Origin of the sequence: Virgibacillus sp. CM-4, assembly GCF_000445495.1 — a bacterium.
In the GTDB taxonomy this organism is placed as follows: Bacteria; Bacillota; Bacilli; order Bacillales; family Amphibacillaceae; genus Virgibacillus; species Virgibacillus salexigens.
On sequence record NZ_AUQA01000002.1, the window covers coordinates 536,956 to 558,313 of the forward strand.

Below are 21,358 nucleotides of genomic sequence, written 5' to 3' on the forward strand. Positions count from 1 at the left end.
TTCTAAATCATCTTCTTTCCTAAGACTTTCGTGACAATAAAAATTAAGATTAGACTAAAAAAGAAGATAAAAACTGAAACGGCACTTCCATATCCGTAATTCAATTGACTAAAGGTCTCCTGGAACATATACAACGCCATCACATCTGTAGAATGGGAAGGCCCTCCATTGGTCATTACATAGATTAAATCAAAGGTTTTTAAACTACCGGATATACATAAAATGATAGCTACGATGATGGTATCCCAGATCATTGGAATTGTTATTTTCCAAGTCGTTGCCCATTCTGATGCACCGTCCATTTTCGCAGCTTCTATTACTTCATCTGGTACATTTTGTAAGGCTGCTAGAAAAATAATTAAATAGAGACCAACAAATTGCCAAATCACTGTGACCAAGACGGCAATCATTGCCCACTGTGGATCACCTAACCAATTCTGTGCCAACTCACGAAGTCCGATAGATTGTAATAACTGATTGATCATGCCATTTTTTGAATTATACATGAGGCTCCATGTTAGAGAAATAACTACCGTAGATAAGACAACCGGTAAAAACCCTATTGTTCGAAAAAACCTTACTCCCTTCAATTTGCGATTTAATAATAGAGCGATTAATAGTGCAATTGGAATTTGACCTAAGACGGAGGCAATTACGACATAGATGTTATTTTTTACAGAGTTCCAAAATAAGGAATCCTGAAATAATTCCTTAAAATTATCCAGCCCTACAAAAGTCATCTCAGAGAATCCATCCCACTGCATGAAAGAATAATAGAATGATTGAATAATAGGATAAATGGCAAATAGAATATAAAATAATAAAGCAGGTAACAATCCGATTATAATAATGCCTTTTTTACCAAGTAAATGCATATTCTTCTCGCCTCCTTCTCTGAAGAAGGGCTGCCAACTCAAGGCAACCCGAAAGTCATTTGCGCTTAATTTCCTTCTTCTAAAAGTGCTTGCATTTCTTTAGCCAACGCTTCGGGTGTTTTTTCATCCAACGTGATTGATTGCAACCCATTATTTATCATATCTGTTAGGTCAGGAGTAAGCGTTGCGTCATATACGGGTGCCAATCCATTTTGGGCAAACCGATTCGCTTTTTGAAATAAGCGAGGTACATCGTCATCCATTGGAATATCAGCCGGAACAATAATATTCGCTTGTGCTAATTGTTGATATAAATCTTCTGCATAAAAATATTTCAGAAAGGTAAAAGCGGCTTCTTTTTCTTCATCATTTAATTCACTGTTCAAGGCAATTCCACCTCCAGCTACTCCAGCTATCTTAGAAGGGTCTCCCTCACCACCTGCAAAACTAGGAAATGCAGCAACTCCGATGGAATCTGGATCGTCTACACCTTCTAAAATTGGTCCAATTGCCCAAGAACCAGCCAAATGCATCGCTGTTGTTCCATTAATAAATTCACTTCTTGCTTGAGCTTCATCTATCGTATTCATATCTTCGTTAAAAGCTTGTATTTCTGTTAACTCTTTAATTACTGTTAAGGCATTTATAAATTGATCGTTTTCAAATGTTTCTTCTTTACTTAATACATTCCCTAAGAAATCACTTCCTGTATAGCGATCAGCAATCGTTGAAATATAAATCGATTGCAGCGGCCAAACAGATTTGTTACCGAGTGAAATTGGTGTTTCTTTGTTATCATTTAACATACCAATTAATTTCTTTAGTTCTTCGTAAGTAGAAGGAAATTGTTCATAACCTGCTTCTTTTAATTTATCCTTATGATAAAATATGAGACTTGTCTCACTTATGTTAGATGGAATAGCATAATAATTACCATTAATTGCATAATCTTGTAAAATTTCATCCGGTATTATGTCTTTCCAATTATCTACTATAGAATTAAGTGGTAATAAAACTCCTCCTTCAGCTAACGGAGCTGTTCGAGCCCCAGGCCAAACTCTCATCATATCTGGTAGTTGTTTCCCAGCAGCTTGTGTACGGAGTTTTGTTTCATATTGATCATGCGGAATACTTTCCATCTTTATAGTAATATCTTCATGTTCCTCGTTAAACTGTTTGATAATGTCTTTATATACAGTATTTTCTGGACGATCCTCCGTCCAATCATTCCAAAGGGTTAACTCAATTCCTCCATTTCCCGAAGCCTCTTCTCCCCCGCTACAAGCTGCTATAAACATGAAAAACAACCCGACAGTTAAGCTTAATAACTTCTTCAATTTCCATACCTCCCTTTATTAAGCGCTTACATATATCTTAACAAGATAATAAAAGACGATATATCCTATAAATCTATAAAATTATCCGATTTTTTCAAATTATTATTCAATGAGGAAAGCTCAAAAATACCTCATAAAAAAAGCCAAGCATGTAAGCCTTGGCTTTTAGAAATAGAACTAACCTTTATTTAAAGAATGAAAGATATAATAGATTACCGTACCTAAGATTAAGGAAATAAACAGCCCCATGATCGTAGCTTCAGATTCAAATGTGTTCCCCCTGATATTGATGGAATACAAGGAAAATTGAAACATCGTCGGACTTGAAGAAACAGAAGTAGAGCCCATTAACCGGATGATGAATGGAGCACTAAAAACAATCAAAACATATATGAAGACAAAGCTTATTCCCAATTTGAGTGACTTCCATAAGACGGGCATTGGCATTCCCCCTTTCTTTACTCAATTTATATCTAAAATATCCAATTCCTTTTCTCTCAGAAACCCATACACACTTCCGAGAAGATTGGCATGTTGTCGGAATGCACAAGTATTTATCATTGGCTTAACCGTAGAATCTTCAATTAATTCAATGATATGAGTAAGTTTTCCATCAATTCTGTCTACCAAATCGTTTCTTTCACTTATTCCCCCACCAATAAGAATAATCTCAGGATCATAAATATATTGTAAATTATAAATTCCGAGTGCAAGGGAATGATAAAATGCTTCTAAGGCTTCGATACATATAATGTCTCCCATATCAGCCATGTCAAAGATTGCCTCCCCTGTAAGGTCCGAGGCATCCAATTGTTTTTGTTGGGCAACCTTTTTTACTAAAGCTTTCGTAGAGGCAATTTGACTCCACGTTGCACCGTTCTCAGAAGTTTTTGTCGGAATTAACATATATCCAAATTCTCCACCATGCAAATTAGCCCCTCTATGAATCAAACCATCTTTGACAACTGCTCCTCCTATCCCAGTTCCAATGACAACGACAAGCACATCTTTTCTACCTTTGGCAGCGCCTTTCCATATCTCAGCATAAGCAGCACAATTTGCATCATTCTCCATATACACAGGCAAACCAATTCGTGCCTTCAGCATTTGCTTTATATTTGGTCCATGTAAATACGATACAGCACTAGCTCCTTGGATAAGCCCTTCATCAGTTACCGCACCAGGACAAGAAACTGTCAAAGCCAAGGTATCAGAGTTTTGTAAAATATACTGTTCAATTAAAAGGAATAGTTCTTCTAATGTCTTCGGTGTTTTCTCTTTATGATGTTTGAGAATTTCTCCAGACTCATTCACTATTCCTTTTTTAATATATGTACCACCAATATCCAAAGATATGTATTTATCCATCGATGGCCGCCCCCCTGTTTCTTTTTTTTTCAACTATTATATCATTCAACTATTATAAAAATTGGATTTTTCAGAAATCAAAATCAACCTTTTGATGGTAATGAATTTCATATCATGACGTTAATCTTAGAAGGGAACATCAATGAATTTTATTTAGATGCAGCCAGAAGAAAAAGCCAAGCTTACGCATTGCAGCCCTTGGAATCGTATATCTTGGATGTTTAAACAGGATCGCTCTTTTGGAATAAGGAGAAAAATTTGCCTGAAGTTTAACCAGCCCATTAATCTTCTGTTGCTGGAAGTAATTGTTCCTCTAATACATATGCTTTTGCAGCTAGCGTTTCTTCCTCTTTTAATAATCGAAATAAACCTCTCATCACAAGTTCATCTGGTTTTGATTTTCTCGATTCTTCTGATATCCGGTCCGTTACCTCAAGGTAGTAAGTAGCATTTCGAAGTTCATGAATCCTTTTATACAGCGCTTTCCACGCACGTTCTCTGTCCTGGAACGATGTAAATGCTCCGTCTCGGTCCATTCCTACAGAAAAAGGGCGCATCATCTCATCGTCTAAAAACGGAACACTGTTACCTTGGAGAAAATCCTTCGCTAGAATATCAATCTGTCTTACGATATGTTGACCAAGCCCCTCCGGAGGAAGCACATTTTCTGAAGAAATGATAAGTCCCATATACGATGTATAAATGGATTGTGTCATCCACATTAAATCCCATTTGTAAGGCAAGATACTTTCACCATATAAATCAATTAAATTCTGTTCAAGCCAGTTAAATAATCGCCCTCTCATCCGATGGTGTAATCCCTGAAGCTTCTCACTGTTTTGAGCTGACTCCCCACGGATATGCATTTTCATATACGATTTATACTCTAATATTCCTTCGAATTGAACTTGAAACTGTTTAGCAAAACGTTTATAAGGTGGTAAATTATTATCCAAGCCTACTACAAAAGCACGTTCAAATACAAGCTGTTGATAATGTTCGTATATCGATATAATTAGATCTTCTTTTGATGGGAAAAACGAGTATAGCGAACCTTTTGATACACCAACATTATCTGCGATTTGCTGCATCGATGTACGTGTGTATCCATATTCTGCGATCAATTCAACAGCTGCTTCTAATATTGCTTTTCTTTTATCCATCATGCTCACCTCAATGTCTTCTACCACTAGAATACACTACTTGTCCAGTAAAATGATAGTCACAAACAGGGACCAGCACCTCTTATAGCAGCATCCCCTCTTCACTTATGTTTACACTATATCTTTTTTTAATAAGTAAACAATGAATGATTAAAACAAAAAAATGACTATATAGTCATAAACATCTATACTTTATATTACAATAAATATATGGTATAACTAATACCATGTTGACCAAACAGTCTAAAGATCAAAAAGGAGGCTGGCACATGCTGAAATGGATCTTAGAACGTTCGAAGCTCTTTATTATATTTATTGTGTTATTCGTCATTGTTGGAGCATTTACATTCATTCAACTTCCACAACGCGAAATTCCAGAAACACCTGTAAATATCGGTACCATCAACACTGTATATCCTGGTGCGACGGTGGACACAGTTGAACGGTCCATTACAAATCCTATTGAGTCTTCACTCCGATCAATTGATGGCATCGCTGAAGTAACTTCATCTTCTTCAGCTGGCTTTTCTAACATTGTTGTCGAAGTTGAAGAAGGAGAAAGCAAGAAAGAAGTATTTGGTGACGTCCGGCAGGCTGTATCCAGTTCTTCTGCTTCGTTTCCAGAGGAGGCACTGGAGCCAGAAGTTAACGAATCAACGTCAAAAATGCCAATCGTTTCCTATCACATTACAAGCGATAATCGCGATAACCTGCTCTCTCTTGGAGAGGAATTGAACCAATGGAAAGATGAAGTACAAGAATTATCAGGTGTTTCTGGTGTAACCATCAAAGGATTGCCTGAAGAACAAGTTTTGATTAAATTAAAGCAAGCTGAATTAAAAGAGGCTGGTTTGAACGTGACTGATGTTCAAAGTGCCATTAATAATGAGTACTATCCAATTCCTTTAGGAAAGCAGCAAATGAATGATGAAGTTGTCCAGCTCTCTGTTGAAAACTATGATTCGCTCGACCAGATGAATGAACTATTCGTTGGTAAAAACACAGAGGGGGATGCTGTCTATTTAGAAGACATTGCTAGTGTTGAAGTGAGTTCAAAAGAACTTGAAGATATGATTACATTTGAAGGTAACCCTTCTGTATCATTCACTGCTTATGTTAAGTCAGGGGAAGATATCCCAACCGTTGATGAGCGGGTAAGCGATAAAGTGGCTGAGCTTTCTGAAAACCTGCCTTCAAATGTCGAGCTCGTGTCGTATTATTCACAAGCATCTATTGTAACGGATATTTTTGATGGGCTATTCCTATCTCTTGCTATTTCTGTTTTAGCTGTGATTGTTGCTGCATCGCTTGGACTTTCTGGATCAGGTGCACTTGTAGTGGCACTTGCTGTTCCAATATCCGTTCTTACTGGTTTAATACCATTACCATTCACAGATGTTGACCTTAACCAAATTTCTGTTATTGGCTTAATTATTGCACTAGGAATTATCGTGGATGACTCTATCGTTATTAATGATAATATTCAACGTAGATATAAACTAGGTGATAAAGGACTAATTGGTACTACCACTGGGGTAAAAGAGATCTGGGTATCGATTGTAACCTCTTCCCTGGCAATTGTATTTACTTTCCTACCGCTGGTCTTCCTGTCAGGTGGAAATGGAGCATTTATACGCGCATTGCCAACCGTTCTTATTACTACAATTATCGCATCCACACTTGTTGCCCTAATATTTGTGCCAATTCTGCGTTATTTCTTAAATCGTTGGTCTAAGAAACCGATGTCTGACGCACCAGGTCTTCTTGGAAAACCTTTAAATAAGCTTGCTGATGTTTATGCAGATAAACTCTTAAAGAAATTTTCAAAAAAACCGATGCTTGTCTCCATTCTTGGGCTTGTATTTACAACGGCCATCTTTGGATTGATTGTCTTAACACCATTTGAATTCTTCCCACCAGCTGATAAGGAAGAAGTAACCGTAGATATCACACTTCCAATTGGTACACCAATTGAAGAAACACATCATACGCTTCAAGACATTGAAAAAAGATTAAAAACAGATGACGGTGTGTATGAAACAGGTGTCTTCACAGGAACTGGGACTCCTGGTCTCTTTAATAGTTCATTGTCAAGCACTGGAGAAAATACCGGACAAATCGTAGCTAGAGTCGACAAAAAAAATCAAACAACCCAAGGGCTGATTGACGATTGGACAGATACACTCCGAAATGAATACCCTGATGCTGAGATTTTTATGGATACTATTCAGCAGGGACCTCCCGTAGGGGCTCCAGTAACAGTTACCGTCAGTGGGCCGGAAATCAACAAATTAATTGAACTGAGAGATAGACTTACGAAGGAAATAGAAGGGCTTGAAACAGATATTGTCGTAGATAATGTAGGTGATTTTGAACCTTCTATAGAATATGTACCTGATCGTGGTGCACTCGAAGATAATGGAATTACCGTCAATCAGGTTAGTCAGCAAATTCGACTTGCGACGGAAGGTATCCCATTAAAAGCATTCGATAATGGTGTCGTTGAACGTGATATGAATATTGTATTAGAAGGAAATGAAGGTAAGGTTGACCTTTCAAAACTTGAGGTTCCAGCAGCATCTACAGATGGAACACCTGAACTCATTTCTTTAGATGAGCTTGTCACAACAGAAGAAACGGAAAAGCTTCAGAAAATCCCTCACATTGATGGCGAACGCTCGATTACACTTCGTGCCTTCCCAGAAAACGAGGAGAATTATGAGGCAAACGTAACCGATATCGTTGAAAATCAACGTAATCAGCTTGAGAACGATGATTACAGCATCACAATAGGTGGAGAAAATGAAGCGCAAAGTGATTTCTTTGCCGAAATCACCGTACTCTTCATCATTGTACTGTTCCTAGTATACCTGTTAATTGCTTTTCAATTTAACTCACTTTCGTTACCGTTCCTCGTACTTGTTGCGGTTTACCTGGCAATCTCAGGTGCGATTCTTGGTTTATTCGTCACGCAAACACCAATTAGTTTCCTTGGTGTTATGGGGATGGTTTCACTTACTGGTATTGTAGTGAGAAACTCCATTGTGTTAATTGAATTTATTGAACAAGCGCTGAATAGAGGCATGAATGTGAAAGAAGCTGTGATTGAATCTGGACGCGTTCGCTTACGCCCGATTCTTCTAACCGCCATCACATCAATTGTTGCCCTGATTCCAGTTGCAGTAAGTGGAGATGCTCTCTTTACTCCACTTGCCATAACCATTATATCTGGTATCCTCTTCTCAGCAGTATTAACGCTGATTATGGTCCCAATGCTTTACCTTGTTTTCTATCGATTTAGAAGAAAGAAAACAACAAAAGAAGCATAAGCTATACGAGAAAAGAGATGGAGACAAAGGTATCTTAATCCTATAATAATCCGAACGACTCCACTTGAGTCCGTTCGGATTATTTGTTTTCTCATTGCTCCGTCAAAATACTCCGCTTTCCGCGGGCACGGCATCAGCTTCCTACCCCGGCAAGGGGTATGCCGATGTTGTCCGCAAAGGACACGTTTAGTCGTCCCTCATCAGAACACTTTCCTGCAGGGTCTATAGCGCGTGCTGTTCCCGCAAGAGTCTACGTATTTTGACTACACTTTTGTATCAGCGGTTATTTCATTCCTATTTACCCCTTCGGCTTTTAAGTTATTGTGTTCCGACTCTTGTTAGAATGAATTTTATAATATATTTTATTTTAGAATAAATGCGTTATATATAAGAACGTATAATTAGCCTAAATAACTCCCTGTATTCGTAGTGTGATTTCAGCTATGATTGCTGAACCTAAATAAGTTCCAACTAACACAAACATCCCAACAATGATCGTCTTCCAGCCTAATTTAACGAAATCTGCCCAGGAACGGCCGATTGAGATTCCTGCGTAAGCTAAGATTGGTGTTGTAATTGCCAGTAAGTTAACCTCCGAAGTCCAGGTAACAATTTGTTCTGATCCAGGGAAGCCAGGAATCGTTAAGATAAATGCTAACAAACCAATATAAGCAATGCTTGGAATTTTTTTAGAGGGAATGAGACGATGAATGATAAGACCCGCTAAACTAATTAACGCTAACGTAATTATTCCTGGAATTGCTTGAAGCGGCATAATATCATAGCCAATCCAATTACCAATAATAATCATTGCACCAATAATCACAAATAATAAAATCCATTCTTGGATATTTTTCAGCATGACCTACACCGCCTTTGATTTTTTACCAATTTTATTCTTATTTGATTTGTCTCTTGTCATTATTTCGTATAATTTTTCCGTTAACGGCAACCCAATAAAAATACTTGCATATAGTCCTGTAACAGAGGTAAGTAAGTTACTAGCACCAGAGAATGCGGTTAATGTTTCTGCCATATTTGGATGTGCTGCAACTAGCGGACCTAATGATGCTGCTGCCATGCTTCCACTACCAATACCGGTTGCCATCGCAAATGAATATGGATGAAGTGGCGTAATCGTAGCTAAAAATCCTGAAGCTAATCCAAGAAAGATCGAGCCGAATACCGTACCGAAAATATACATAGCCATTACACCTCTTCCCTCCGGGGAAGATAGTCCATATTTATCAGTAATAAGGGCTAAATTAGCTTCTCTACCTATTGAGTGAGTCATACCAACACTTTCACGTTTCAAACCTAATAAGATTGCAAGTGGGAGAGCAATTAGAATGGTTCCTAAGTTTCCAATCTCCTGAAATACCAATGCCCAGCCTGCTTCAATTAATTGCGGCAATGCAGTACCAGCTTGTACGCCAAACTTTGCAATGAGCAAGGTTACTGAAATAAATACAAGCGATTCTGCATGAATAGATTGTTTCTGTTTAACAAGAGGTGTAAAAAACAAAGCAATTCCAATAATGACGGCATAAAGCATCGGCAATAATAGAATAACGCCAGCACCTATTGGAATCTCATGTGTTCCGATTATTTCTGTAAACATAACAATACCAAATACGAGTAAATGTAAGCGCCAATCCTTCCATAGTTGAGCTGCTTGTTGTGTCATTCTGTTTGCCTCCTCGAATAATGAATGAGGAGCCTCTAACTAATAGAAGACTCCCATCAAATAATTAACCAATTTCATTTAATGATTTGTTTGCATATTCATTCATGTATTGAAGAGTGGCAGCTCCTAAAACTTTTGCAGCATGTAGTAATGCCCGTTCGTCAATATCAAATTTAGGATGATGGTGTGGGTAAGCGATATCCCAATCTTCATTTCTAGCTCCTGTGAAGAAAAAGGTCCCTTTGACATGTTGTAAATAAAAAGCGTAGTCTTCTCCCCCCATAATTGGTTCCGTTACCTTTACTGCTTCTACACCAGGTACTTCTTTCGCAACTTCTGCTACAAATTCTGTCTCTTCTTTATGGTTTACTAAGGTAGGATAGCCGCGTGTATACGTATACACATAATCAGCCCCTGAGACATCACAGGTAGCCTTAATAATACGTTCCATTTCTTTTTCAATAAATTCTCTCGTTTCTTCTTTAAACGTACGTACTGTACCAACTAACTCTGCTGAGTCAGCAATCACATTATATGGGTTTTCAGCAACAAAATTACAGACCGACACAACTGCTGAATCTAGTGGATCTACCTTCCTGCTTACAATTTGCTGTAAGTTATTAATTAATTGTCCACCAATAACCACGCTGTCCTTTGTATCATGGGGATGAGCTGCATGTCCACCTTTTCCTTTAATCGTAATATCAAATCGATCTGGAGCTGCTTGCAAGGCTCCTGTACGATATCCAATTTCTCCTAATGGCATTTGAGCTTGTAGATGGGTACCAAAAATAACATCGACGCCATCTAAGCAACCATCTTCAATCATTGATATCGCCCCACCTGGTGGCAGTTCTTCCGCATGTTGATGTAAGAAAACAATCGTTCCTTCTAATTCATCTTGTAACCCGTTTAATACTTTCGCTAAGCCTAACAGTGTCGCTGTATGCCCATCATGCCCACATGCATGCATCACACCATCATACTTTGATTTAAATGGGACATCGGTTTGTTCATGGATAGGAAGCGCATCAAAATCAGCTCTTAAAGCAACCGTTGGACCAGGCTTTGCCCCTCTTAGATAAGCCAAGACCCCATTACCACCAACATTCGTGCGAACTTCATGTCCTAACGCAGTATGATAATCTGCAATATATGCTGCTGTTTCCGTTTCCTCAAAAGATAATTCCGGATGTTGGTGAAGAAATCTACGTATTTCTACCATTTCTTCATAGACTAAATCTAGATTACTATATAACTTTTCCATGTAGCTCACCCCTTTTAAATATTATTCTTATAGTAATACAAGTTTTCAGAAATTTAAATGGGAAATAATGGTCAGATATAAATTTATACTAGAGCCAATTGGATGAACGAATCCTATTTTCTAGGGAAAAGTATGTGTTTATTTTCCTTATCTAGGAATAACTTCGAAAATAAACCTGCTTAATAAGAAATAGTGAGAAAGGATAAAACGTGAGATCCAAGCCATTATCCCATTTATAGCTTTAATATTATTGAAATAAACATAAATTTTATTAAGGCTAATATATAAAAATATTTAACTTTAATATTGATTATGATACTATTAAGCAAGTGAGGTGACTATAAAATGGATCCAAAAGATACGCCCGCATGGATAGCATCCTTAGAAAAGGAAGATATAGAGTTTATTCGAAAATTTGTTTTAAGTTCAGGTTCATTAAAGCAAATCGCGAAGAGTTATGAAGTTTCGTACCCTACGGTGCGAACAAGATTAAATCACATCATTCAAAAGATCGAACTAAATGATGAATTAGAGAAAGAGCCTCTGATTAGTTATGTTAAACAATTGGCAATTGAAGACCGCATCCAATTAGATGATGCGAAACGAATTATTGAAAAGTATAAAGCAGAAAAGAATGATTATTAACAAATAGAGTTCTTTCTTCATGAATTTGGAACGGTAACTATCATTATTTTGGGTTCAGCTGCACAAATCTTTTTTCGAAACAATATAATATCTTGGAGGGGGAGTTGTTCCTACACTTTATGTGTCGATATTAACTTGGAAGTTTGTTAACCATTACATCGAAAGTATACTGGCTTATATGCTAATTATTTTAGTAGGTATAATCTGTTTTATCGAGCAGTGGTATCTAGCTAGGAACTCCCTTCAAAAGCAACGTAAAAAAGAATGATTCAAAATGAAAACCTATGATTTATCTAACGTTTCATGCTTATCTGAAAGAAAATCAAGTCTCCTTAAATGAAAAGTGAAAGACATACATAATGTAGGAAAGAACAATCCAAATGTCATCCGAGTATAAGTTCCTATTCGAATGATCGTTTGGATATTTTTTTCGCTTTTTCCGATACGAGCATTTATAACCATCCTTTTTAGATTGAATTAAGAAAAACTTGGGAATACCTAAGGTGGACGAAATAATAAAGGAGTGTAATATCATGACAGAGCGAATCTTTATCAGTCCAGCAAAATACGTTCAAGGCAAAAATGCCATTCATAATATTGGACAATATGTCAAAGATCTTGGTGATCAAGCGATAGTTATTGCCGATGAAACAGTCTGGGATATAGCTGGTAATGACGTTGTGAAATACTTAAAGAAGGAAGCTATCCAAACAGAAGAAGTTGTATTTAATGGTGAAGCTTCGAAAACAGAGATGAAGCGGATAACGGATATTGCCAAAAACGCTAAAGCAACGGTCGTTATAGGTGTGGGAGGTGGTAAAACACTAGATACCGCTAAAGCTGTATCCGATGATATAAATGGCAGTACTGTGATTGTGCCGACAACTGCTTCTACAGATGCGCCGACAAGTGGGCTTTCAGTCGTTTATTCGGAAGAGGGTGTATTTGAAAACTATCGCTTCTATAATAAAAATCCAGACCTTGTCGTAGTAGATACGAAAGTAATTGCTGGTGCTCCAAAACGCTTTCTATCATCAGGTATCGCTGATGCCCTCGCTACATGGGTCGAGGCAAGAAGTGTTATTCAAGCGAAAGGAAATACGATGGCAGGTGGTAGTACAACTATCGCTGCACAAGCAATCGCAGAAAAATGTGAGGAGACCTTGTTTGATTATGCACACCTTGCTTATGAATCGGTGAAGGCTAAGTCTGTCACACCTGCTCTTGAAGCAGTCGTTGAAGCAAATACATTACTTAGTGGTCTAGGCTTTGAAAGTGGGGGGCTAGCTGCAGCACATGCGATTCACAATGGATTCACAGCAATAAAAGGCGATATTCACCATCTAACACATGGCGAAAAGGTTGCGTTTGGAACACTTGTCCAGCTTGCTTTAGAAGAACGTTCCTTAGAAGAAATAGAGCGTTACATTGCGTTATACATTCACCTCGAATTACCTGTAACTTTAGAAGAGATTAAATTAAAAGATGCCACCCGCGAGGAAATTATAAAAGTGGCAGAAGCAGCAACAATTGATGAGGAAACCATTCATCAGGCATTTCAAGTAACCGCAGATGATGTGGCAGACGCGATCTTTGCCGCTGATCAATATGCAAAAGCTTATAAACAAAAAGTCAATAAATAGGTCACTTCAACTTGTGGGGGATTCATCCTCCTCAAGTTTTTTTATAAGGGTTAGTAACATCTTTGAATATGGTAAAATCAAAATCAACGTAGTGAATACAAATGAGAAAGTATGTGTAAAAATGAAGAAGATCATTAAATATATTCTGATTATTACTTCCCTACTTGTGTTCATCGGCTTTAGTGTATTTTGGATATGGTCTGAACAAACCTATGAAGCTTCAAATAACCTGTCGACATTCCTCGGTAATGATACCATGGAGTATCAGCAAAATTGGCTTGTTTTTGAACCAGAAAATCAGCAAGCAAAAACTGGTATCATCTTATACCCAGGAGCAAAGGTTGAACCAGAGGCTTACAGCTATTATGGAGATACATTATCAAAGGAAGGCTACCTTGTTATCATTCCAGAGGTCTTATTCAACTTTGCAATTTTTGATCAAAATATTGCGCAAGAGATAATGGATTACTTTCCTACTGTGGTTCAATGGATTATTGGAGGTCATTCACTAGGAGGCGTTGCTGCTGCTTCATTTGCTTTTAATAATCCAACGAAACTAGATGGTCTTATCTTGTTAGGATCTTACCCTACAGATAATAATAACTTCACAGGTATGGATCTACCCATGTTGTCTATTTACGCGAAAAACGATGGATTAACCACCCCCAAAGAAATACAAGAAACTCAACATTTGCTATCGCAGCACGCAGAGTTACAAGAAATTCAAGGTGGCAATCATGCACAGTTCGGGATTTACGGAGAGCAAAAGGGAGATGGCAATGCGACGATTTCTGTTGAGGAACAACAACGGAGGATTACAGATACAATAAAACAGTGGTTAGACGATGCCAATCTTTAAACAAACAGCATTATTTTTATATTTAATGAAAGGAGGAAGTTGAGAGAAATGGATACCCTGCTCTATTTTCTTTATACCATCATATATTTGATATTACTTATCTGCGTCGTTCGTTCACCCTTTTCTCAGAATAATTGGTCATTGCGTTCGTTTATCTATCTTGTCTTACTTGGTTTAGTAATCGATAATAGTATCATTGCAGTTGGCAGATTTATTGGAGAAGGTATGTTTCTCGAGTATCTGAATCTCAGCCGTTACTGGATCCATGCGTTAATCACGCCTACATTAGTACTCTTTTCCTTTGGGATATTGAAGCCATTCAACCTTCGAATCTTTCAACATAAGGCAGCTTTCATGGTTACTTTACTGTTTACCATGCTATTAATAATTTTTGAATTGTTTACTGAAACCATTCCTTTACATTTAAAACCACTCTGGGAATATGACGTCTTACGTTATGTTCCAATAGAATCAGAGAGTGGTCCACCTTTCATGATATTGTTCGTTACTCTTTGTTTATTGATTGTAGGTATTATTTTATCCGTTCGTATAAACTGGATTTGGATGTTAATGGGAGCTTTGTTGATAACATTAGCTAGTGTCATTCCTATCCCCTTAAATAGTTCGGCTATAACCAATGGTTTTGAATTATTTTTAATGTTAACATTAGTATTAACATAACAAAGAGTAGATAGATAGCCAGAAAAATAAAAAGACTGCTTGTTTAGATTAATAGTTGATTATAAAGCTACAAGCTTTTATATTCTAAGTGGTAAAGGATGATGAATGTGGTAAATCTTCCTCGAATTGGGATGGTAGGTTTAGGCGGGATTGCTCAAAAAGCATACTTGCCGATCCTCTCAAAAGAAACAGATTGGACGTTTGTAGGTGCATTTTCACCAAGTCGTGAAAAGAGAAAGACTATTTGCAAACAATATCGCATCCAAGATTTTTATAGCTTATCAGCATTAGCACAAGCTTGTGATGCTGTATTTGTACATAGCTCAACCCAGTCACATTACGAAGTCGTTTCAGAGCTATTGAATAAAGGACTCGACGTCTATGTCGATAAACCTTTGGCTGCGTCTATTTCAGAAGCAGAAAAACTAGTTGAATTAAGTAAAACATCAGGAAGAAAGTTGATGGTCGGTTTTAATCGCCGGTTTGCACCAATGTATATGAAAGCGAAGGAACAAGCAACTAATATTGCTTGGATACGTGTTGAAAAGCATAGAGCAGATAGTGTTGGTCCTAATTCTTATGCATTCACCATGCTAGATGATTATCTTCACATTGTGGATACAGTACGTTGGTTAAGTAATAGTGAGCTTCGTGTATTACATGGAACGATTCATACAAATGGGGAGAATCAACTTTTGTACGCACAGCATATGTATCAATCCACTCAAAATATATCTCTCACCACAGCAATGCATCGAAAGGCCGGGACAAACTTAGAACAAATTGAACTCGTATGCGATGGTGTAATAACTCGTGTTAAGAATATGAACAACACAGAAATCGAAGGAAACAACACCGTTTCAAGCTCTTCTTTCTCTTCATGGGACACGGTATTAAAACAACGAGGATTTGAAGGTGCTGTCTATCATTTCGTAGAATGTATAAAATTTGACAAGCAGCCTGTGATTGATGGAGTAGAAGGATTTAAGTCACAGCGGTTGCTGGATCAACTATTAACCCACCAATCGTAAAAGGACCGATTATACGTCTAATTTTAATCAGTCCTTTTAACATTCTGCTCATTTATTATCACATAGCTACTTACCAATTCTAAACTGCCTGCATACGACTAGATTTTTACTCATCATCTGATTGTATATGGTCGATTACTGCCTTCGTTGTCTCTGCAATTAACTTGTCATCATACTCCGCATCTTTCTGATCGCGTTTGGAAAGGATAGCAAGAACAATTGGATCGCCTTCTGGCGGCCAAATAATAGCAATATCATTTCGGGTACCATAGGAACCTGCACCCGTTTTATCTGCTACTTCCCAATCATCTGGTACACCTGCTCGAATCAAATGATCACCAGTTGTATTTCGCTTCATCCAATCCATTAACAGCAATCGTTTCTCCTTCGGAAGTGCATCTCCTAGTGTGAAAGCTTGAAGACTGTTAACAAGTGCTTTTGGGGTACTTGTATCAGCTGGTTCTCCTGGTGTAAAATCATTTAACGCTGGCTCTATACGCTGCGGATCAGTAACATCATCCCCTATATTTCTAAGTACCTTTTTCAATCCACTCGGACCTCCGATTTGGTTGAAAATAAGATTTGCCGCTGTATTATCGCTGTAGCGAAGGGAAGCATCGCTAAGTTCTTTAAGAGTCATCCCTGTATCAACATGCTTCTCTGTAATTGGATTATAATTTACCAGATCATCGTTTGTATAAGTAATCCTTTCATCTAATTCCGCTATTGACTTTTGTTGTAAAAGGGCCCCTACGGCAAGCACTTTATGGGTAGAAGTATAAGCAAATCGTTCATCTGACCGATAAGCTATCGATTCGTTCGTTCCCATGTCCAAAGCATATACACCAAGGGTGGCATCAAATTCATCCTCAAGGCTTTGAAAACGATCCTTTATTTCTGTCTTTGGCTCTTCTCGATGACTTTCACTACTTGCCTCATCATCTGTACAACCTATTAAGGCTGCAAATGAAACAAATAATACAAGCCCCGTTTTCTTCCATTTTATTAACTTAAAAAGCTTGTTCCCTAAATTCATCCCCATTCCCTCTTTCTACATGAAGTTTTGATCTTAGCCTGATGTTCACACAACATATTTAATCAGATTCCTACATGTTGAATCACCTCTAGCGAAAAATATGGTGTACTAAAAATGGCGCTTTCTTCTGCGTCCTTTTTCGATTGCAAAGGCAGGCTACCTCTGGATTATCAAATGATGATACATAACCAATAAGTGTAGACCAAAAAGTTAGATACCTTCATAAGACTACAACTGTAATCTTATACTACATTTGTAATCTTACTTTGTCAAATCGGTTAACTTTAGTCGAACACAAGTTCTCTTGAATTGTAATTATAACAACAATTAAAAGGAACACTTCGTTAAAAGATTGGACTTGCTGTAAATCCAAGTGGATTGATTATCCCATCACGAAATGCTACTATTTTTATATATTAAATTTATGAAGTCTCACCTTTTAGTGATCTTATCGGTGGAATATATATTCTCAATGAAGGACTAAGAAACGGAGATAATCATATGTACTTTACTCATTTTGTAATAAGTTTCATCGTGTCTTCTTTTACTGTTGTCGTAATAACGCTAATTAGAAAAGTGTTTAAAAGGCAGCTCACAGCCAAATGGAGATATTATTTATGGTTTCTAATGTTCCTTGGATTAACACTTCCTTTTATTCCAACGAATATACTTCAAGTTGAGAATTATTTTAACGTTGATGTTAGTCAGAGTACTCAAATCAATTCTTCCTCTACCTCTATGAAACAAACGCCAGGGGAAGAAAATTGGATGCAGGACTTTTCCGTATCTGTCAACAGGTTGGATCTTACCGTTCTCAATGAAATACTAGCTAATATATGGATACTAGGGATACTAATTCTATCTGTTTTGGCCATAAATGCTTGTTTAAAATTAAAGAAAATTAAAAGCAGTATAATAAACATTGAAAATAACGACATCATAGCCCTATTTGAACAGTGTAAACAACAATTAAATATATCGAATCATTTGATCATAGGCGTTTCTCCACTGATCAAAACGCCGATGGCGTTTGGCTTGTTTAAAACGTATATTGTGCTGCCAATCCGATTTGAGGAATGGCTATCGAAGGAAGAAATTGAATACATTCTGCTTCATGAGCTGAATCACTATAAATATAAAGATATGGTCTGGAATTACATTGTTGTCATCTATCAAATTGTATATTGGTTTAACCCACTTGTTTGGTTCGCCTTTAAAGAGATGAGATTAGACCGGGAAATTGCCTGTGATACTGCCGTTTTAAATACATTAGATAGGCAGAATTATGTTGATTATGGAAATACGATTATTAATTTTGTTGATAAGAACGCACAAGCCAAAGAACATTTTAGTTTGACCAATCAGCTTAATGGTTCTAAAAGGCAGATCAAAACACGGATTGAAAGTATTGCTTCCTATACAATGGAAACAAGAAAGTTGAAGCTAAAAAGTTTAGCTATCTTTCTTCTAGTAGGAGTAGTTATAACTAGTCAAATTCCAATCATTTCCGTTATGGGTGCTGAAGATAATTATCATCATTTAAATAATGAACAGACAGTATACGAGGACTTAAGCAAACATTTTGCGGATTATGAAGGAAGCTTTGTATTATATAGTATGAAAGATGATACGTATCGTATTTATAACGAAGAAAAAAGCACATTACGAGTTTCTCCGAACTCCACATATAAAATTTATAGTGCACTATTTGGATTAGAGACAAACGTCATCTCAAATAACCATTCCATCCTGAAGTGGAATGGGGTGGAATATCCTTATGATTCTTGGAATAAAGATCAAAATTTGTCAACAGCAATGAAAAATTCCGTCACTTGGTACTTTCAGCAATTGGATCAGAGTGTTCAGAAAGATACGATCCAAGCATACCTAAACGAAATAGGCTATGGGAATAACAATCTTTCTGGTGGATTATCTCAATACTGGCTAGAATCTTCGTTAAAGATTTCCCCAATTGAACAAGTACAAGTACTTAAAGGTTTTTATACCAACCAATATGGATTTAAAGATAAGAATATACAGACAGTAAAAAATGCTATCAAGTTAGAGGAAAAAGATGGGGCAATGCTTTCAGGAAAAACTGGTACAGGTAGCGTCAATGGCAAAAACATTAGTGGTTGGTTTATTGGCTATGTGGAAACCGAAAAAGATACTTTCTTCTTTGCGACGAATATACAAAGTGAGGAAAAAGCTTACGGAAGTAAGGCAGCTGAAATAACATTAGCAATATTAAGGGAAAAAGGCATGTATTAATTCCATGGTTTATGTGTCTTGGTTAGAAGGGTGGGAAATTCATTTGCCTAAAAAAGTACCAAGTATTTCAGAAGCAGAATGGGAAGTTATGACTGTGTTATGGGAAAACGCCCCGCTGACAGCCAATGAAGTCATTTCTTCATTACAGGAACAAAAAGATTGGAAGCCAAAAACCGTGCGCACCCTATTGGATCGTCTTGCACACAAACAAGTGATCAGTGTCAATAAAGATCAAAGAGTCTATACTTTTTACCCGAATTACGCGCAAGATGATTGTCAGCATGCCGAAGCTCAATCCTTCATTCAACGAATCTACGGGGGGACATTGAAGTCCATGCTTGTACAATTTATTGAAGACGACTCCTTGTCTGAAGAGGAGATTAATGAGTTACGCTCCATCTTAGATAAAAAACCAAGTGAAAACGATTCAGGTAAGAAATCAAGTGAATAACAATAAAAAACACCTCGAAGTCACTATTGAACAAAACGAGTTCATTTGCGACTGCGAGGTGCTTTTTTATTCAATACTTCTACCATTACAAAACCGGTCAATTAGTTAGTTCACCCGCTTTTCACTATTCCAATACTTTCTGCGCAGACGAAATTTCTGCAGTTTACCAGTCGCTGTTTTGGGAAGCTCTTCTACAAATTCTATGATTTTCGGCGCTTTAAAATGGGCCATATTATCACGACAATACGTGACAATATCTGCTTCGCTTACGTTTGCTGCAGATTTCAACACAATAACTGCCATTGGTACTTCTCCCCATTTATCATCTGGAACAGCGATGACAGCTGTTTCTAAGATATCAGGGTGTTTATATAATACCCCTTCTACTTCTGTTGAAGAGATATTTTCACCACCAGAGATAATCATGTCTTTCGCTCGATCTCGAATCTCAATATAGCCGTCCGGATGCGTTACGGCTAAATCCCCAGTATGGAACCAACCATCTTTGATCGCTTCAGCTGTCCGCTCTTTATCTTTATAATACCCCTTCATGACTACATTACCGCGGGTTACGATTTCTCCCAGCTCCTCCCCATTCCAGGCAACTTCTTGACCGCTGGGACTAATCACTTTTGTTTCTCCATTAAAGGCAAGTTCAATACCTTGCCTTGCTTTAATCGTTGCTTGTTCATCAGCTGATTTTTCATTAAAATCCTGCTTCCATTCATTGTATAAAATAAAAGGTGCCGTTTCCGTTAGTCCATAGACATGCATAATATTTAGTCCAAGTATCTTTTGCGCTCGTTCAATTAAAGCTGCGGCTGGCGGTGATCCTGCCGTGCCCATACGTGGCTTCGATGTTATCGTTGTTACTTGTGCTTTAGGATCGTTAACAAGCATATTGATCACCGTTGGTGCTCCACATAATAGCGATACCTGATGCTGCTCAAATAATTCTAAAATAATAGATGGTACAACTTTTCGTAAACATACATGAACCCCTCCTACCGCTGTGATTGCCCATATACCTCCCCATCCATTCGCATGAAACATCGGTAACGTATGAAGATAGACATCATCATGATTCACTCCAAGATGAAACATGAAGTTTGCTGCATTCATGTAGTTTGCCCGATGAGTCAACATCACACCTTTCGGGTTCGAAGTGGTGCCACTGGTATAGTTTAACGTTAGCAGCTGATTTTCGTCGATGTCCACTGGAGAATACACCGATGGATTGACGTGAGCGATAAAATGGTCATAATCTATCCCCTGTAAGGTAGAATGATATCCAGGAACAGAAACAATAATTATTTCTTCCAATGACAGATTTGCCTCAATTTCCTGAATCGAAGCTGCAAATTCCGCATCGACAATTAGCATTTTGGCATCACTATGGTTAATAATGTATTCCATATCCGATGCTTGAATTCGATAGTTTAGCGGTACCATAACAGCTCCAGTTTGGCAAATCCCATAAAAGCATTCCAGCATATAATGTGTATTAGGTAACATGACCGCCACATGATCGCCCTTTTGAATACCTGCATCTGTAAGCGCTGCTGATAAACGGTCAATCCTTTCTCCAAATTCTAGATAGGTAAATTGTTTCTCTCCATCAATCACTGCTGTCTTCGTTGGATAATATTTAACAGCTCTGCGTTTCCAATCCAACGGTGTCAGTGGATAATTCATATCGTCAGCCCCTTTAAAAT

18 protein-coding genes are annotated in these 21,358 nt (G+C 37.6%); 8 read left to right on the top strand and 10 right to left on the bottom strand.

What is annotated here, in order from left to right; all coding sequences use genetic code 11:
* Window positions 1–2 precede the first annotated feature (2 nt).
* From M948_RS26330 to M948_RS26350, 5 genes are all read right to left on the bottom strand, one after another.
* Entirely contained in the window at window positions 3–875 is an 873-nt protein-coding gene (locus M948_RS26330) for a carbohydrate ABC transporter permease (protein WP_021289377.1), read from the bottom strand.
* A gap of 65 nt (window positions 876–940) precedes the next feature.
* Entirely contained in the window at window positions 941–2,212 is a 1,272-nt protein-coding gene (locus M948_RS26335) for an extracellular solute-binding protein (RefSeq protein WP_021289378.1), read from the bottom strand.
* Window positions 2,213–2,389: 177 nt separating this feature from the next.
* On the bottom strand, window positions 2,390–2,653 hold the full coding sequence (locus M948_RS26340; protein ID WP_021289379.1) for a hypothetical protein: 264 nt from the start codon (window positions 2,651–2,653) through the stop codon (window positions 2,390–2,392).
* A gap of 21 nt (window positions 2,654–2,674) precedes the next feature.
* A complete protein-coding gene (locus M948_RS26345) occupies window positions 2,675–3,580 on the bottom strand; it encodes an ROK family protein (RefSeq protein ID WP_021289380.1) in 906 nt (301 codons plus the stop codon).
* Between the two features lie 281 nt (window positions 3,581–3,861).
* Window positions 3,862–4,746: a TetR/AcrR family transcriptional regulator gene (locus tag M948_RS26350; RefSeq protein WP_031335057.1), complete on the bottom strand. Its 885-nt coding sequence runs from the start codon at window positions 4,744–4,746 to the stop codon at window positions 3,862–3,864.
* A gap of 266 nt (window positions 4,747–5,012) precedes the next feature.
* Between M948_RS26350 and M948_RS26355 the strand changes: the two genes are divergently transcribed.
* Entirely contained in the window at window positions 5,013–8,072 is a 3,060-nt protein-coding gene (locus M948_RS26355) for an efflux RND transporter permease subunit (protein ID WP_021289382.1), read from the top strand.
* A gap of 406 nt (window positions 8,073–8,478) precedes the next feature.
* On the opposite strand, the gene M948_RS26360 is transcribed toward M948_RS26355, so the two are convergent.
* From M948_RS26360 to M948_RS26370, 3 genes are all read right to left on the bottom strand, one after another.
* Window positions 8,479–8,934, bottom strand: coding sequence for a hypothetical protein (locus M948_RS26360; protein ID WP_021289383.1), 456 nt, complete (start codon window positions 8,932–8,934; stop codon window positions 8,479–8,481).
* A gap of 3 nt (window positions 8,935–8,937) precedes the next feature.
* Window positions 8,938–9,759, bottom strand: coding sequence for a DUF3100 domain-containing protein (locus M948_RS26365; RefSeq protein ID WP_021289384.1), 822 nt, complete (start codon window positions 9,757–9,759; stop codon window positions 8,938–8,940).
* Window positions 9,760–9,823: 64 nt separating this feature from the next.
* Window positions 9,824–11,026: a M20 family metallopeptidase gene (locus tag M948_RS26370; protein WP_021289385.1), complete on the bottom strand. Its 1,203-nt coding sequence runs from the start codon at window positions 11,024–11,026 to the stop codon at window positions 9,824–9,826.
* A gap of 345 nt (window positions 11,027–11,371) precedes the next feature.
* Between M948_RS26370 and M948_RS26375 the strand changes: the two genes are divergently transcribed.
* The 5 genes from M948_RS26375 (at window position 11,372) to M948_RS26395 (ending at window position 15,885) form a co-directional block, all read left to right on the top strand.
* Window positions 11,372–11,671, top strand: coding sequence for a DUF2089 family protein (locus tag M948_RS26375; protein WP_021289386.1), 300 nt, complete (start codon window positions 11,372–11,374; stop codon window positions 11,669–11,671).
* Window positions 11,672–12,204: 533 nt separating this feature from the next.
* Window positions 12,205–13,314, top strand: coding sequence for a glycerol dehydrogenase (locus M948_RS26380; RefSeq protein ID WP_021289387.1), 1,110 nt, complete (start codon window positions 12,205–12,207; stop codon window positions 13,312–13,314).
* 121 nt (window positions 13,315–13,435) lie between these two features.
* Window positions 13,436–14,173, top strand: coding sequence for an alpha/beta hydrolase (locus M948_RS26385; RefSeq protein ID WP_031335058.1), 738 nt, complete (start codon window positions 13,436–13,438; stop codon window positions 14,171–14,173).
* A gap of 48 nt (window positions 14,174–14,221) precedes the next feature.
* A complete protein-coding gene (locus M948_RS26390; protein WP_021289389.1) occupies window positions 14,222–14,854 on the top strand; it encodes a hypothetical protein in 633 nt (210 codons plus the stop codon).
* A 98-nt stretch (window positions 14,855–14,952) separates the two neighbouring features.
* Window positions 14,953–15,885 carry a Gfo/Idh/MocA family protein gene (locus M948_RS26395; RefSeq protein WP_021289390.1) on the top strand — a complete coding sequence of 311 codons (933 nt, stop codon included), beginning with the start codon at window positions 14,953–14,955 and terminating at the stop codon, window positions 15,883–15,885.
* 106 nt (window positions 15,886–15,991) lie between these two features.
* Here M948_RS26395 and bla read toward each other — a convergent pair whose 3' ends face one another.
* Complete coding sequence (bla, locus tag M948_RS26400) at window positions 15,992–16,921, bottom strand: class A beta-lactamase (protein WP_021289391.1); 930 nt, start codon at window positions 16,919–16,921, stop codon at window positions 15,992–15,994.
* A gap of 501 nt (window positions 16,922–17,422) precedes the next feature.
* Between bla and M948_RS26405 the strand changes: the two genes are divergently transcribed.
* Together M948_RS26405 and blaI are read left to right on the top strand one after the other, a co-directional pair.
* Window positions 17,423–19,192 carry a BlaR1 family beta-lactam sensor/signal transducer gene (locus M948_RS26405; RefSeq protein WP_031335060.1) on the top strand — a complete coding sequence of 590 codons (1,770 nt, stop codon included), beginning with the start codon at window positions 17,423–17,425 and terminating at the stop codon, window positions 19,190–19,192.
* A gap of 43 nt (window positions 19,193–19,235) precedes the next feature.
* Window positions 19,236–19,643 carry a penicillinase repressor BlaI gene (gene blaI / locus M948_RS26410; RefSeq protein ID WP_021289393.1) on the top strand — a complete coding sequence of 136 codons (408 nt, stop codon included), beginning with the start codon at window positions 19,236–19,238 and terminating at the stop codon, window positions 19,641–19,643.
* Window positions 19,644–19,748: 105 nt separating this feature from the next.
* On the opposite strand, the gene M948_RS26415 is transcribed toward blaI, so the two are convergent.
* The gene (locus tag M948_RS26415; protein ID WP_021289394.1) at window positions 19,749–21,338 is read right to left on the bottom strand and encodes a long-chain-fatty-acid--CoA ligase; all 1,590 of its coding nucleotides are present in this window, start codon (window positions 21,336–21,338) and stop codon (window positions 19,749–19,751) included.
* Window positions 21,339–21,358 lie beyond the last annotated feature (20 nt).

Bases quoted from the DNA above. Each gene is read 5' to 3' on its own strand.
- M948_RS26395 (WP_021289390.1), top strand. From the start codon at position 14,953: ATGATGAATGTGGTAAATCTTCCTCGAATTGGGATGGTAGGTTTAGGC.
- M948_RS26380 (WP_021289387.1), top strand. From the start codon at position 12,205: ATGACAGAGCGAATCTTTATCAGTCCAGCAAAATACGTTCAAGGCAAA.
- M948_RS26390 (WP_021289389.1), top strand. From the start codon at position 14,222: ATGGATACCCTGCTCTATTTTCTTTATACCATCATATATTTGATATTA.
- M948_RS26345 (WP_021289380.1), bottom strand. From the start codon at position 3,580: ATGGATAAATACATATCTTTGGATATTGGTGGTACATATATTAAAAAA.
- M948_RS26375 (WP_021289386.1), top strand. From the start codon at position 11,372: ATGGATCCAAAAGATACGCCCGCATGGATAGCATCCTTAGAAAAGGAA.
- M948_RS26355 (WP_021289382.1), top strand. From the start codon at position 5,013: ATGCTGAAATGGATCTTAGAACGTTCGAAGCTCTTTATTATATTTATT.
- M948_RS26385 (WP_031335058.1), top strand. From the start codon at position 13,436: ATGAAGAAGATCATTAAATATATTCTGATTATTACTTCCCTACTTGTG.
- M948_RS26330 (WP_021289377.1), bottom strand. From the start codon at position 875: ATGCATTTACTTGGTAAAAAAGGCATTATTATAATCGGATTGTTACCT.
- M948_RS26415 (WP_021289394.1), bottom strand. From the start codon at position 21,338: ATGAATTATCCACTGACACCGTTGGATTGGAAACGCAGAGCTGTTAAA.
- M948_RS26405 (WP_031335060.1), top strand. From the start codon at position 17,423: ATGTACTTTACTCATTTTGTAATAAGTTTCATCGTGTCTTCTTTTACT.
- bla (WP_021289391.1), bottom strand. From the start codon at position 16,921: ATGAATTTAGGGAACAAGCTTTTTAAGTTAATAAAATGGAAGAAAACG.
- M948_RS26370 (WP_021289385.1), bottom strand. From the start codon at position 11,026: ATGGAAAAGTTATATAGTAATCTAGATTTAGTCTATGAAGAAATGGTA.
- M948_RS26350 (WP_031335057.1), bottom strand. From the start codon at position 4,746: ATGATGGATAAAAGAAAAGCAATATTAGAAGCAGCTGTTGAATTGATC.
- M948_RS26360 (WP_021289383.1), bottom strand. From the start codon at position 8,934: ATGCTGAAAAATATCCAAGAATGGATTTTATTATTTGTGATTATTGGT.
- M948_RS26340 (WP_021289379.1), bottom strand. From the start codon at position 2,653: ATGCCCGTCTTATGGAAGTCACTCAAATTGGGAATAAGCTTTGTCTTC.
- M948_RS26365 (WP_021289384.1), bottom strand. From the start codon at position 9,759: ATGACACAACAAGCAGCTCAACTATGGAAGGATTGGCGCTTACATTTA.